This window comes from Trabulsiella odontotermitis (assembly GCF_030053895.1).
Classification (GTDB): domain Bacteria; phylum Pseudomonadota; class Gammaproteobacteria; order Enterobacterales; family Enterobacteriaceae; genus Trabulsiella; species Trabulsiella odontotermitis_C.
This window is the reverse complement of sequence record NZ_CP125781.1, coordinates 1,735,289-1,749,798: the sequence shown is the minus strand read 5'-3', so window position 1 is coordinate 1,749,798 and position 14,510 is coordinate 1,735,289. Positions and strand designations below refer to the sequence as shown.

General features: G+C 55.4%; 9 protein-coding genes and 1 pseudogene. 1 reads left to right on the top strand and 9 read right to left on the bottom strand.

Annotated elements, in window-relative coordinates:
- Positions 1-7: 7 nt before the first annotated feature.
- The 8 genes and pseudogenes from QMG90_RS08385 to QMG90_RS08350 form a co-directional block, all read right to left on the bottom strand.
- A complete protein-coding gene (locus tag QMG90_RS08385) occupies positions 8-3,013 on the bottom strand; it encodes a hypothetical protein (protein ID WP_283283371.1) in 3,006 nt (1,001 codons plus the stop codon).
- Between the two features lie 193 nt (positions 3,014-3,206).
- A complete protein-coding gene (mglC, locus tag QMG90_RS08380) occupies positions 3,207-4,217 on the bottom strand; it encodes a galactose/methyl galactoside ABC transporter permease MglC (RefSeq protein WP_283283370.1) in 1,011 nt (336 codons plus the stop codon).
- 15 nt (positions 4,218-4,232) lie between these two features.
- On the bottom strand, positions 4,233-5,753 hold the full coding sequence (mglA, locus tag QMG90_RS08375) for a galactose/methyl galactoside ABC transporter ATP-binding protein MglA (RefSeq protein WP_283283369.1): 1,521 nt from the start codon (positions 5,751-5,753) through the stop codon (positions 4,233-4,235).
- 99 nt (positions 5,754-5,852) lie between these two features.
- Positions 5,853-6,848 (bottom strand): galactose/glucose ABC transporter substrate-binding protein MglB, encoded by a 996-nt coding sequence (gene mglB, locus QMG90_RS08370; protein WP_283283368.1) that lies wholly within the window; start codon positions 6,846-6,848, stop codon positions 5,853-5,855.
- A gap of 285 nt (positions 6,849-7,133) precedes the next feature.
- Positions 7,134-8,159: an HTH-type transcriptional regulator GalS gene (gene galS / locus QMG90_RS08365; RefSeq protein ID WP_283283367.1), complete on the bottom strand. Its 1,026-nt coding sequence runs from the start codon at positions 8,157-8,159 to the stop codon at positions 7,134-7,136.
- 158 nt (positions 8,160-8,317) lie between these two features.
- The gene (gene yeiB, locus QMG90_RS08360) at positions 8,318-9,475 is read right to left on the bottom strand and encodes a DUF418 domain-containing protein YeiB (RefSeq protein ID WP_283283366.1); all 1,158 of its coding nucleotides are present in this window, start codon (positions 9,473-9,475) and stop codon (positions 8,318-8,320) included.
- Between the two features lie 15 nt (positions 9,476-9,490).
- Positions 9,491-10,159 carry a GTP cyclohydrolase I FolE gene (gene folE / locus QMG90_RS08355; RefSeq protein ID WP_283283365.1) on the bottom strand — a complete coding sequence of 223 codons (669 nt, stop codon included), beginning with the start codon at positions 10,157-10,159 and terminating at the stop codon, positions 9,491-9,493.
- A 103-nt stretch (positions 10,160-10,262) separates the two neighbouring features.
- Positions 10,263-11,409: pseudogene (locus tag QMG90_RS08350) on the bottom strand (YbfB/YjiJ family MFS transporter); the annotation flags it as partial.
- 139 nt (positions 11,410-11,548) lie between these two features.
- On the opposite strand from QMG90_RS08350, the gene fghA reads away from it, so the two are divergent.
- Positions 11,549-12,385 (top strand): S-formylglutathione hydrolase, encoded by an 837-nt coding sequence (fghA, locus tag QMG90_RS08345; RefSeq protein WP_283283363.1) that lies wholly within the window; start codon positions 11,549-11,551, stop codon positions 12,383-12,385.
- A 39-nt stretch (positions 12,386-12,424) separates the two neighbouring features.
- Here the strand turns inward: fghA and cirA are convergent, their stop codons facing one another.
- Positions 12,425-14,401 (bottom strand): catecholate siderophore receptor CirA, encoded by a 1,977-nt coding sequence (cirA, locus tag QMG90_RS08340; RefSeq protein ID WP_283283362.1) that lies wholly within the window; start codon positions 14,399-14,401, stop codon positions 12,425-12,427.
- Between the last annotated feature and the right edge of the window lie 109 nt (positions 14,402-14,510).

Sequence of the window (14,510 nt, the reverse complement as noted above, 5' to 3'; positions counted from 1 at the left end):
AAAATCATTATCGGCACACTATTTTCGTCAGATCACCCCGGCAGATATCGCTGTCTTTGCCAAAAAGCCCGTCCCAGGCGCTTTGCAGACTCTCGCCCAGATCACGCAAGCCGCCGCCAATCTCCGCCAGGGCGTTGATGATATCGTTATTCCGTCCGAGGCAGTCACCGCCATTCACGCAACTTTCCAGGTCATGACCCACGGTTTTAAAGGCGACGACAATCGAATTATTCGGTCCAAAGCAGCCATCGTCCGAGCCAATTTTCCCGGACAGGCATTTACCCAGTTCGCGTAGCGTCAGCCGACCGGCGGTGCACACGGCGAAGGCCGGTGGCGTGCCCCCGCTCTGCACTGCACATTCGGCGGTGATGCGTAACTCTTCATTCATTGACGGCCCGGCCATGCACAAGGCAAAACTGACGCCACCGGTGCTGGAGCCGGCACACTGCAACGCGGGACCGTACTCTTTCGGCAAAAAAGTACTGGCGACGCAACCAGCCAGCGCGCCTTTATCTCCGCCAGTGGTGGCGACACACCCGGCAACGTGACGAGTGCGCTCATCCAGAATACCGTCGCTGCAACTGGCGATAAGCGTTGCGGCATCGGCGCCTTGCGATACGCATTGATAGACGCGTTGCGCCGCCTGAAGTTCAGGGCGATTGGCCGCCATGCACATCACCAGCGAGCGGTTATCTGTGCTGTTTTCCAGGCACGCCTGCGCTTTGCCGGCATCCGGCCCGAGCAGCGGCGTCAGGCAGTTCAGCGCCGCGTCGCGGGTAGCCGACGGGTTATTAGCGCAGGCCAGCGCACGCGTGACCTTGCCCGCGTCAGAGTTCGCTGGCACCACACAATGAATCGCTTTCCCTGAATTTGCCCCGGCAGCAGTCAGGCAGTCGACCTTCTCACGGCTGTCAGCCGGAATAATCCCGGCGATGCAACCCGAGAGCGCGTTTTCCTGGCTGGTTGCCCTGGTGAGACAAGTTTCGACTTTCGTCATGGCGGCGGCTTTTTCCGGCCCGGCCAGGCATTTGGTTACTGCCAGCGGATCCGGGTGATCACCCTGTACGCAATTCTGCACCGCCTGCATTTCGGGCGTCATTGACGCCTGCGTGACGCATTTCAGCAGCGCATTGCCGGACACGTTTTGCTGCGCGCACGTCATAGCCGCGGGCGAGACCGTCATGCCAACCAGCGTGGAGACGCAGGTTTCAAATTTCTGTTTATCGCTTTGCGACTGTTCCTGGCACTGATGGATCTGATTCACCAAGTGTTTCGCATCATTCGACAGTGGGACCGCCTCCCGCATCCCCACCAGCCGCGTCGTCAGATCCAGTTTTTGCGTGGAGAGAAATTCCTCGATCCGCGCCTGCGAATTAAGTTGCCTGTCGTCAAGCACCCGGCAGTTGCTCTCCAGGATGCAGCGGGTCAGTGAGGAGGGCGTCAGCCAGAAGCCACTGCAATCGTGCATCTGTTTGACGGTGATTTGCCCCGTTGAGTAGCAGCGGTTCACAATGCCCCACGTGGACTGGCTGACGGCTCGTCCATCAATGACTTTCACCAGTTGATCTGGCCTGGTAAACGTCGACACCGTGATATCCGCCAGCGGGATCCCCAGTCGATTCACCGCTTTTTTCGCCGCCTCGATGTCAGCCTGAGTCGCAAAAGTGGCGAGCGCGATAAGCCAGCTATTGTCCGCAACGGATTTCAGCAGCGACACGTCAAGCGTCGGGTACTGCGCCATCAGCGCCGCCCGTTTTTCTTTCGCCAGCGTTTCATCGGCGTTGCGATAAACCGAGAGCAGATAGCTGGCTTCAATGGGCATGTTTTCTTCGGTTGCGGCGCGCAGGAAACCGGGGAGGTTGATGATTTCAGGCATCGACGGTGACACCGTAAACGCGTTCCCTTGCGGATCAACAGCCCGGTGACGCAGCACAAACGCATCGGCGGCCATCCTGCCCGTTCGCGCGGCACGCTGAAGCTCAACGGCGGTTTCTTTTCCGACATAAGACGACGAAACCACCGTCCAGTAGCGATTTTTGCCGTACGGGGGAAAGACCGCGACATCCAGCCCTAAATGCCCGCTTTGCAGTTCGGCGACATGACGGCGCGCGCCCTGCTCCGTTTTCCACGACCCGAGCACGGTGAAATAACCGGCCGTATCACGCGTTATAGTGACGGGCGAAAAAATGGCGGAGTAGAGTTTTTCACGCGTTTTCTGTGCGGGCGGATTAGCCTTCATAAAGCTGAGATAGTCCGCCCGGCTTTTTCGATGAAACAGAAACACCTGCGCCCGCCCGACGGCCACGCGCCAGCGATAATCGGCAAAATCATCCTGTTTAAACCCGGCCGCTTTTAACCACGGACGCACCTGTCTGAGCGTCGCCAGCGGCCACACGGTACCAATTGTTTTATTGACGTTTCTCAGAGTCACATTGGGTACCGCATTGCTGTCGATAAAGCTGAAAATGGTGCTCTGTTCAAAATCGACCATATAGATATCAAAATCCAGCGCGCTGATATTTTCTTTCGGCGAAATGGCACGCGGATCCCGCGGCGCCTGCCAGTGAAATAACAGATCCTGAATGACACGCATATTACGCCGGAACAATGTCTGATTGACATCCACCCCTCCGTGTTCTGCCGGAATAGTGATCGCGGTGACGGCATGGAAAAACGTCACGTCGCGGACCGGTGCGGCGGTTTTATCGTCATGCTCAATCAAATATGAGATCAGATCATAATAACTGTGTCGCTGCCGGATATCGGTATATTCGTCAGGCAGGTAATTTCGCGTGTTGTAATCCGCCGCCTGCACAAACGTATTTGGCGCTGAGGAAAACCAGGCGGTTAGTTGTTCTGGCGTCAGCGCCTGACGTTGTTGATCCCACAGCAGGCGGTCGTTAAGAACCCAGTCTGAAGGAGCGGTTACCGGTCCGGTCAGTTGCTCTCTGGCACCAGCAACCCCGGGAAGCGAGAGGGAAATGAATAGCAGAGCATACAGGGCAATACGCATAGACACCTCACGCACACAGAGAATGTACACAGGAATGGCTTCGCTTATATTGCACAATAGTTCAGCTAATGATTTTTACCGTAATAGGATCGGTTGTTTTTTATTGCAGTTCGACGACAGGAAATTAATTAGCGCACTAATAAAAAACCCGGCATCGTTATTTCGCTGCCGGGCTTGAATAAAACGGGAGAGGTTATTTTTTGCGTGCGTACTTAAGGGAGTCAAGCGCGACGGCAAAGATAATGATCGCCCCTTTAATGATGTACTGCCAGTACGGGTTCACGCCGATATAAGTCAGGCCGTAGTTGATGACGGTGAAGATGATCACACCGGTCACCACACCCACCACGGTACCCACACCGCCGCTGAAGGAAACCCCACCCACCACGCAGGCGGCGATGGCGTCCAGTTCGTACATAAAGCCGAGGTTGTTTGTCGCGGAGCCGATACGGCCCGCTTCCAGCATCCCGCCGAAGGCGTAGAACACGCCGGACAGCGCATAAATCATCAGCAGGTTCAGGCCGACGTTAACACCAGACACTTTCGCCGCTTCCGGGTTGCCGCCGATAGCAAAAATGTTTTTGCCGAAGCGGGTTTTATTCCACAGGATCCACACGAAAATAATCGCGATTAACGCATAGAAGGTTATATACGAGAGCCTGAAACTGCCCAGCGCCACAAACCCCTGGGCAAAGGTCGAGAAGTGGGAATCAAACCCGGAAATCGGCGATGCACCGACGAAATCGTAATAAAGGGAGTTGATCCCGTAAACGATAATCATCGTACCCAGCGTCGTGATAAACGGCGTTACGTTCAGGTAAGCGATGATAATCCCGTTCACCAGGCCAATGACCGCACCAATCGCACAGACGATCAGGATCACCAGCGGAATCGGCATGGTTGCCATTTCCGGGAATACTTTGTTTGCGTTTTCAATGGACTGGAGGAGCGTTGCGGCGATAACCGCTGCCAGCCCAACCTGACGACCGGCAGAAAGGTCGGTCCCCTGGGTGACAATCAGACCTGCCACGCCCAGCGCGATAATAATACGTACGGAAGACTGCGTCAGGATGTTACTTAAGTTCAGCAGACTTAAGAAGGTGGGGTCCTGGAAAATAATAATGGCCAGTAAGACTAAAAGAACGACGTAAATACCGCCATCTTTCAGATAGGTAAGAAAACTTTTTTTGTTCAACGCACTCATGAGTGGCCCCTGATCTTAAAGGTGCAAAGACGCAAGACGCAAAATTTCGTTTTGCGTTGTCGTTTTGGTCTCAACAATACCGGCGACGAGTCCATTGCTCATCACCAGAATACGGTCGGTAATTCCCAGCAGTTCTGGCATTTCAGAAGAGATGATGATGATCCCTTTATTCTTTTTCGCCAGTTCAGCAATCAGCTGATAAATTTCGAATTTCGCACCAACGTCAATACCACGCGTCGGTTCATCAAGCATCAATATTTCCGGCTGGGTTAATAACCAACGACCGATAACTACTTTTTGCTGATTCCCACCTGACAGCGAGCCGATTTGAGTACGGTGACCTGGCGTTTTTACCCGCATGGAATCAATCACCCATTGGGTGTCGCTTTTCATGCGCGTGTTATCCAGTAAACCCACCTTGTTTTTGTAATTGCGAATATTGGAGATAAGCGAGTTAAACCCAATATCCAGGTAAGCGTAAATCCCGGTCGAGCGGCGCTCTTCCGTCACCAGCGCAAAGCCGTTATTAATGGCTTCGTTGGCGCTGTGGTTATTGATGCTCTTACCATGCAGGGTGATGGTGCCGGACGATTTTTCGCGAATGCCAAATAACGTTTCCACGATATCCGTGCGTTTCGCGCCGACCAGCCCGGCGATGCCGAGAATTTCACCTTTGTGCAGATCAAACGAAATATCACGAATGGATGGCTGGCGCAGTGATGTCAGGTTGCGTACCTCGAGGATCACTTCGCCTGGCGTATTTTGCTTATCCGGGAAACGCTGGTTAAGCGAACGCCCGACCATCATGGCGATGATCTTGTCCATGTCCAGCCCTTCCAGCGGCTGGGTAGCAATCCACTGACCGTCGCGCAGTACCGTGACTTCATCGCACAACTGGAAAATTTCTTCCATTTTATGCGAGATATACACGATGCCGCAGCCACGCTCTTTCAGCTTGCGAATGATCGTAAAGAGATGATTCACCTCTTTTTCCGTCAATGATGATGTGGGCTCATCCATAATGACGATTTTCGCGTCATAGGAGAACGCCTTCGCAATTTCAATCATCTGCATTTGCGAAACGGATAATGTCCCCACGCGGGCGCGCGGATCAATATCGATATCCAGTTCGTCAAAGATGGCTTTTGTATCGCGATACATTTTGTCCTGATCGACAAACATGCCTTTGGTGGGGTAACGCCCCAGCCACATGTTATCCATCACGGAACGTTGTAATACCAGGTTGAGCTCCTGGTGTACCATGGAAATCCCGTTTTCCAGCGCTTCTTTTGCGGAATGGAAATCGATCTCTTTCCCCTGGAAAATAATGCTGCCGGCATCTTTTTGATAGATGCCAAAAAGACATTTCAATAATGTTGACTTACCAGCGCCATTCTCGCCCATTAAGGCATGTATAGAATGAGGACGCACCTTTAAGTTCACATCATCGAGCGCCTTTACGCCGGGAAAGGACTTGTCGATGTGATTCATTTCCAACAAGAATTCGCCTGACGACGCTGTATTATTGCTGACCATAGTTATACCTGGCTGCGCGTGTGTGTTCCCGTGCTGATTGCTCAGCACGGGGAGTATCAGTACTACTTGTTAACGGGCGTCAGATTGCGGCCCGAATTATTATTTTACGAACTCTGCAAGATTGTCTTTATCTACGCCAACGTACGGAACGCGAACGATTTTATTCTCGATTTTCCAGCTGGTGCCCGCGGCAGGTTCTTTGCCGTCAGCCAGATTTTTCGCCAGGTCAAAGGTGGCTTTCGCCTGATTGTTCGCATCGTTCAGCACGGTACCCGCCATCGCACCGGATTTCACCAGCGCCAGCGCTTCTGGCAGGGCGTCAACACCAAATACCGGAATGCTGGATTTGTTGTGCGCTTTCAGGGCTTCTACTGCACCCATTGCCATGGCGTCGTTGTTGGCGATAACCACTTCGATTTTGTTCGCGTTCGGGCCAGAGAGCCAGGCATCCATTTTGTCTTTCGCCTGAGCGGTATCCCACATTGCGGTATCCAGCGCCAGTTGCTGCGTTTTGATGCCTTTGGTGTTCAGCTCTTTCACCACGTAAGTGGTACGCGCTTCAGCATCCGGGTGGCCCGGCTCGCCTTTCAACAGCACGAACTGAATCTGACCATCTTTGTTCAGATCCCAACCCTGGTTGGCCTGCCAGTGTTTCGCGATCAGGTCGCCCTGGATAATGCCGGACTCTTTAGAGTCAGTACCGACATAGAACGCTTTGTCGTAGCTATCCAGCGCTTTGCGGGAAGGTTCTTTGTTGAAGAAAACCACCGGCACATTCTGCCCACGCGCTTTCTCAATTACCGTGCCCGCCGCCGCCGGGTCAACGAGGTTGATGGCCAGCGCTTTCACGCCTTTCGCCAGCAGAACGTCAATCTGGTCGTTCTGTTTGGACTGGTCGTTCTGCGAGTCATTCATCAGCAGTTGAACGTCCGGCGCCGCTTTGGCGTCGCTCTCAATCGCTTTACGGACGACGGACATGAAGTTGTCGTCGTATTTATAAATAGTCACACCGATACGGGTATCAGCAGCGTGCGCAGCGGCACCGAACAACATGCTTGCCATAACAGCAGACAGGGTTAACACCTTCTTATTCATGGTATCTCCGGTTTTTATTATGCAGGGTAGTAATCTCGGCGGGCGCAACGTTAATAAAGTGTTACTGACCGCCGAAGTTAACTTATCAAATAAATGACTATCTTCCGTGTTCGGTAACGCTCCAGTGTGCGTTTAATTGAATGTTTACGGCTTTGAGCTATACAAAAAGTGATTAATCACCGTGACATAGCGGTAGAGCTTTACAAACGCTGCCATCATAGCCCAGCGTAATGTTAAGTTACTGTGAATTTACTCACAGATTGGAAGCGGTTACATGACCGCAAATCACAAGTTAGTGATCGCCCCCACAGATTGCCGTTGTGTCACAGAATGGCGGCGAACCAGTGTCGGCATAAAGCAGTGCGTTGCCGCGGCATCCAGCTTGCCAGCGGCCCCCAGCAGCGCCAGCTCCGTTGCCAGTTTGGCCATTGAAACGATGGGGTAACGCACGGTAGTCAGTTGCGGATCGGTGTAACGGGCAATCGGAATATCATCGAAGCCAATCAGCGAAAGATGCTGTGGCACCGCAACGCCGTTGTCTTTTAATGCGGTGAGCGCGCCAGCTGCCATGTTGTCGTTGTAGGCAAAGACCGCCGTCAGCCCGAGATTGCGCCCGAGCAGCTCAACCATCGCCGCCTCCCCGCCCTGCATATCCGGCGTGCCGGTGCCAATCCAGCTGTCCGGCGCCGCAATGCCCTGCTCTTCCAGCGCACGTTTCCAGCCTTCACGCCGCAGCGCGTCATCTTCAATGCCGTGGCTGGAAGCCAGATAGCCAATGCGCTGATGGCCGTGATTGAGCAGCATCCGCGTCGCCATCATCGCGCCGCTGATGTTGTCGAGCCCGACGCAGCGATGCGCGTAGCCCGGCACGATACGGTTGATCACCACCATGCCGGGAATGTGCGCCATGAATGCCCCGAGTTCTTCATCGCTCAGCGTTTTTGAGTGGACAATCAAGGCGTTACAGCGCTGACGGATCAACACTTCGATGGCATTACGTTCTTTTTCAGCCTCATGATAGCTGTTGCCGATCAGCACATATTTTTGATGCTGTTGCGCCACCGTATCGACGGCCTTGACCAGTGCGCCAAAAAACGAATCCGAGACATCCATCACCACCACGCCAATCGTTTCGCTGCTCTGCGTTGCCAGCGCCTGGGCATTGGCGTTCGGGCGATAGCCCAGCAGAGTCACTGCCTTCATCACCGTTTCCCGCGTGTCAGGGCTCACCAGCGGGCTGTTGTTCAGCACCCTGGAGACCGTGGCGACGGAAACGCCCGCCTGACGGGCCACATCACGAATAGTGATCATTCTTACTTACCGCCCTGTTGTAATTTGCAGCACTCCACAGTCACCCCCTGTTTCAGCAAGTAAGACATTGTGTCAGTGCGAAGGCGTGGACTACGTGAGAAATGTCACAAGGATGGAAGCGGTTACATTCATTTTGTTAATGATTGTGATCCAGATCGTTATCTGGATGTATGGCGCAATGAAACACCTGAGGCACGTGCGGTTAATTGCCGCCACAACCATTCCACTGGCCCCTGGCGGAACCGACGCAGCCAGAGCACAGAGAACGCGAGATTGATGATCCAGATGGGAAGGATGAAACCTAACAGCTGCAGACGGTCAAATTTCATAAACAGATCAAGATGATAAAACAGCGTTGTGCAGATAAGCGTTTGCAGCAGATAGTTGGAGAGCGCCATGCGGCCCACACAGACGATGGCCGCCACCAGACGGGAATGGCAGATTTGCGGCCAGAAGCCGTACACCAGCGCCGCGTAACCGATGGTTTGCAGCGGTGCGCCGAGTTCACGCGGCGCCTGTAACAGGAATGCGCTCCAGCGATAATCCCAGTTCAGCCACCACTGCGCGACGACCGCAGGCAGATTGATCAGCAAGCCGACGGCAATTAACAGCGCGCCGACGCGACGATAATGACGCAGGCTGAACTGCCCTTTCAGCCAGCCGCTGCGCATCAGCGCGCCGCCCATCAGCATCATGCCCGCCAGTTGCCAGCCGTACTGCGCGCCCAGCGCCAGCAGACTATCTGTCAGCATGCTGGCGCGGTTGCTGACCGCCTCAGCGCCGCCTTTTAATTTCCAGAACTGCTCATATTGCAGATGGGCGGCATCAGGCATCCAGGAACGGTTGACCGAATCACCGGTGATGATACCGAGTAAAATCAGCACGCCGACGCCGGTGATGTACAGCATTACGCCAGTGTTAAACAGCGATTTGACGTTCTGTGCGTCGCGGATCATGCGCCAGCACACCAGCCCGACCAGCGCATAAGCCAGCAGGATATCACCGTCCCAGAAAAAGAGGCCATGAATAAATCCGAGCAGCGCTAACAGCGTCAGCCGCGACTGGATCCAGATCTTCCCGCGCGGCAACAACAGTTGAAGCCCGGCGCCGAACAGCAGCGCAAACAGCGTGAGGAATTTTACCTGCGCCAGCAAGTCGAGGATCGCCCACGTCCAGGCATCGCTACGGGTGATATCGCCGTACCAGGCGGGGTTGAGATAGGCCGCCTTTGGCAGACCAAAGGCGCTGATATTAAGCAGCAGGATGCCGAGAATGGCGGCGCCACGAAGAAAGTCGAGCGTGACGTTTCTTTCCATTTCCCGGCTCCGCAATTAGCTGAGGTGGCGCACGGCGCGCAGGAATTCCTGGCGAGTGTTCTGGCTGGACTTGAACAGGCCGCCGAGCGAGGTGGTGGTGGTGGCGCTGGTTGCGTCGCGTACGCCACGGGCTTTTACGCAGTAGTGCACGGCATCAATCGACACCGCCACGTTGTTGGTGCCGAGCAGCGTTTGCAGCGCGGTCAAAATTTGCTGTGTCAGTCGCTCCTGCACCTGCGGGCGCTGGGCAAAGAACTGCACAATGCGGTTAATCTTCGACAGACCAATCACCATATCTTTCGGGATATACGCCACTGTCGCTTTACCGTCGATGGTCACGAAATGGTGTTCGCAGGTGCTGGTCAGGGTGATGTCACGCACGGTCACCATCTCATCGACTTTCATCTTGTTTTCGATAACGGTGATTTTCGGGAAATTGGCGTAATCCAGCCCCGAGAAAATCTCATCGACATACATTTTGGCGATGCGGTGCGGCGTTTCCATCAGGCTGTCGTCACTCAGATCAAGATTCAGCAACTCCATAATCTCGGTCATATGTCCGGCAATCAGACGCTTGCGGGTTTCGTTGTCCATATCGTGCACCGGCGGGCGCAGTGGCGTTTCCAGCCCACGAGCGACCAGCGCTTCATGAACAAGTGCAGCTTCTTTACTCAGTGATGACATCTTTTTTCTCCTGCGGGTATGGCGACCTTCGCCCTTGAGGGTCAAAGGGTCCCTCATTTTGCGTGAGGTGGCGCACATAATCCAGTGGTCGTAACGATAATTGTTGTAATTGCCGTGGCCTTTTATTTCTGCGGACGCCACACCAGCGCGCCGCCAACCAGCAGCGCCACCGCCGCAATGCCCAGCGCGGGCTCCAGCTGTTGCGTGAGCCATGTCGACAGCGCCGAGGTCACCGGCCCCACCAATTGCCCGATGGCATAACCGGTGGTCAGCAGCCCCGCCATATAACGGGTGTGCTCCGGCGCCAGCTCGCGACCATAGAGCAGCGACAGCTGAACGGCACACAAGAAACCGCCGCCCACCAGCAGCGCGCCCACCGCCAGACCGCAGATACCCGGCAACAACCAGGCCGCCAGCACGCCTGCGCCCTGTAACCACAGCACAACCGCCAGCCGCTGATAACTATGGCCCAGATTGCGGGTCGCAATGCTGAGCGCAATGCCCACCACCGATGCGGCGCCAAAAATCGGCCAGACAAACTGAGCAAACACGCTGTCGGGAAAACGGTGCGCCGCCATTTGCGATAAAAACGTCGCAGGCAGAATGTAACCGTAGCCCGCCAGGCTGTAGCTCCATACCAGTCGTTTAAGATTCGGCGTCAGTTGCAGTGGTTCTGTTTTTACGCCGTTGCGGTGCAGTTCACCGGGTTTTGGCAGCCAGCGGGCGATAAACGCCACCAGCACCATCGCCAGCAGGCCGTACATCAGCCAGCCGTCGGTGGCACTCAGGTTTTTTGCGTGGATCCACACCGCCAGCAAACCGCTCAGGGCAATGCCTGCGCCCGGCCCGGCAAACACGGCGGCGCTGAGCCCCGGTTTTCCGGCGTGCGCCAGCCGTTCGTTGGTCCACGCCGCCGTCAGTACCAGCGCCCAACCGCTCATGCAGCCAATCACCAGACGTAATGCGCCGTGCAGCCAGGCGTTATCCACTAACGCGGAGAGTAATGTCAGCGCGACCGCACCGTAAATACCGGCATACAGACGCCCTTCAACGCCGCGATGGGCGCGCATGGCATCCCAGGCGCCAATCAGATAGCCGAGATAGTTCATTGCCGCCACCAGGCCCGCCCCGGTCAGCGTCATCTGACCGTCGGCAATCATCAGCGGAACCTGTGGGGTGAAAGCAAAACGCCCGATCCCCATCGCCACCACCAGCACAATAAAACCACTCAGGGCGATTCGCAGCGCCATGCACACTCCGATTGTTAATGTAAAGTTATGTTTATGATGCAACATATGAAGTTAATGCGGAAGTGAAAGTTACTCACCGTCTGTGAATTATCTGTATGATGAATATGTTCATTTTCCCGATCCCCGAAAGGAGCCTCGCATGGAGATGCTAGAAGAGCACCGCTGTTTCGATGGCTGGCAACAACGCTGGCGGCACGATTCCACTACCCTGAATTGCCCCATGACATTCAGCATTTTTTTACCGCCTGCGCGAGCAACCACCCCGCCTCCGGTACTTTACTGGCTGTCGGGGCTGACCTGTAACGATGAAAACTTCACCACCAAAGCGGGCGCGCAGCGAGTGGCCGCCGAGCTTGGCATCGTACTGGTAATGGCAGACACCAGCCCGCGCGGCGATGCGGTGGCTGATGACGACGGTTACGATCTGGGTAAAGGCGCCGGTTTCTATCTCAACGCCTGTCAGGCGCCCTGGGCCAGCCATTACCGGATGTATGACTATATTCGCGACGAGTTACCGGCGCTGATTCAGGCGCAGTTTAAGGTCAGCGATCGCTGTGCCATCAGCGGCCATTCGATGGGCGGTCACGGGGCGCTTATCATGGCGCTGAAAAATCCGGGCAAATACACCAGCGTGTCGGCGTTTTCCCCGATTGTGACCCCCTGTCGCGTACCGTGGGGGAAAAAAGCGTTCACCGCCTATCTCGGCGAGGACGAGCAATTATGGCAGGAGTGGGACAGTTGCCAGTTGATGTTGAATAGCAACGTCAGTGATGCCATCCCGACGCTTATCGATCAGGGCGATAACGATCAGTTCCTGGCCGATCAGCTTCAGCCCGCCGTGCTGGCGGAAGCCGCACGCCAGAAGGCCTGGCCGCTGACCCTGCGCATTCAACCTGGCTACGATCACAGCTACTACTTTATTGCGTCCTTTATTGAGGATCATCTCCGCTTCCATGCGCAATATTTGCTGAAATAACCCCTGCCCGGCAGCGCTCGCTGCCGGGTTTTCTGTCACTCAGAAGCGATAATCCACCGCCATAAAGTAGCGACGCCCTTCTTCGTTGTAGCTGTAATCATCTCGCTGCAAATCTTTGTCGCCAACATTCAGTACGCCCGCGCGCAGCTTAATGTCTTTGGTCGCCTGCCAGGCGCCGCCGATGTCCCAGGTGGTATAACCGCCCGGCGTTTTCGATGTGGCGCTGACGGCGCGTTGTTGCCCGGTGTAGTTCGCGGCGACATAAAACGACCAGTCCTGCCATGGCGCCCAGTCCACGCGGCTGTTGGCGGTGTGGAACGGACGCTCTTTCAGCGGCTTGTCACCGCCGTTGCTGAGGTCGCGACCATCGGTGTAGGTGTAGTTCATCGTCAGTTTCCACACCTCGCCAAACGGCACTTTCAGCTCAGTTTCAAGACCGGTGATCCGCGCTTTATCGACGTTGTAATAAGCAAACACCGGCACTCGCTTGCCGCTGGCGTTGGTGTACCAGCCGACGAAATTCGGATAGCCCGGCGCTTCGCTGGCGTTCGATGTCCGGTTAACGTTGATCATATCGTCAACGTTATTCTGGAACGCAGTCACGCTGCCCTGCACGCCACCGAGCCAGCCCTCTTCGCCGCTGTAGTACAGCCCCAGTTCGAAGCTTTCGCTGGTTTCCGGTTTTAGATCCTGGCTGCCCACAATGCGGCAACCGCCGCGGCAGGAGTTAGAAGCCCAGTCCGGACTCAACTGGAGCAGCGACGGGGCTTTGAACGCTGTTGCCCAACCGCCTTTCACCGTCACTGTGTCGGTGGCCGTGTAAACCAGATAGGCGCGCGGGCTCCAGTGATCGCCGTAGGTTTCATGATCATCCATACGGATGCCGGTGGTCAGCGCCAGTGGCTCGAAAATGCGCCATTCATCTTCAAGGAACAGCGCATACTGGTTTGCCGAGGTGGACGCATTGCTGCCGCCTGTCAGGTTCACCGGATCTTTCAGCTTGTCGTGACGCCATTCGCCGCCAACAGTCACCAGTTGATTAATCATGCCCAGCGGCAGCACATATTTGCCGTCGAGGGTGTTGCTTTCTGAGGTGATCTCACCCGCATTGCCCGGGTTTTTGTTATCCACTTTTTCGCCGTACAGGCGCAGTTCGCTGTTACCGGTGCTCCAGCGACCGTTATGGCTCAGGGAATAGTTCTGCCGCTCGAGGCGGTTTTGGTCTAACGAATCCGAGTCGCGATCCTGACGATCAAACCCGTATCCGGCGCTGAAATCATGGTTTTCATCCGGCGTCCAGGCAAATTCGACATTGCCATCGCGGCTGGTAAACCCTTCGATGCGCGGTAAATCAGAGCTGCTGTCGGACTGTTGTTGGTCATCTTTGGCACGCTTCGCCACGCTGCCGTAAGCTTTCATGCCCAGCAAGCCGTCGACCAGCGGCCCGCTGGTGTAAAACTGGCCGTTCCAGGTGTCGCCGCGATCACGATGTTCCTGCAACGTGGTGTCGGCACTCAACGTACCGTGCCATTTCTGCCCGACCTTTTTGGTGATGATATTCACCACCCCACCCAGCGCATCGGAACCATAGAGGGAGGACATCGGGCCGCGAACCACTTCGATGCGTTCGATAGCATCGACCGGGACCCAGTTGAGGTCAAAATCGTTATGGCGGAAGACAACGTTGCGGGAATTGACGCGCTTGCCATCAATGAGGATCAGCGTATAGCTGCTATCCAGCCCGCGCAGGCTGATGCCCTTGCGGTTATCCCCTTCGTTGGTCAACTGGACGCCCGGCACGTCTTTCAGCACGTCCTTCAGGTTATTCACCGGACGACGCTGCAAATCCTCCTGGGTGATGACGCTGATGCTGGCAGGCGCATCTTTCACGCTCTGCTCGGTCGCAGCGGCGGTAACCACCAGTGTCTCGCCATCATCGGCGGCGATAACCGGTAGCGCCAGTGACATTGCGGACGCACACAGCCCGCCCCGGACGAAGGGGTTTAGCTTAAACATTCCAGTTCTCCATGAGGTAAATAAACGTCTGGCAGATGTGGCTGGCCGCTTATCGCCCGGAATGCTCCTTCATGCGACAGGGAGGAATGGCTTCATCCTTAAATTGTGT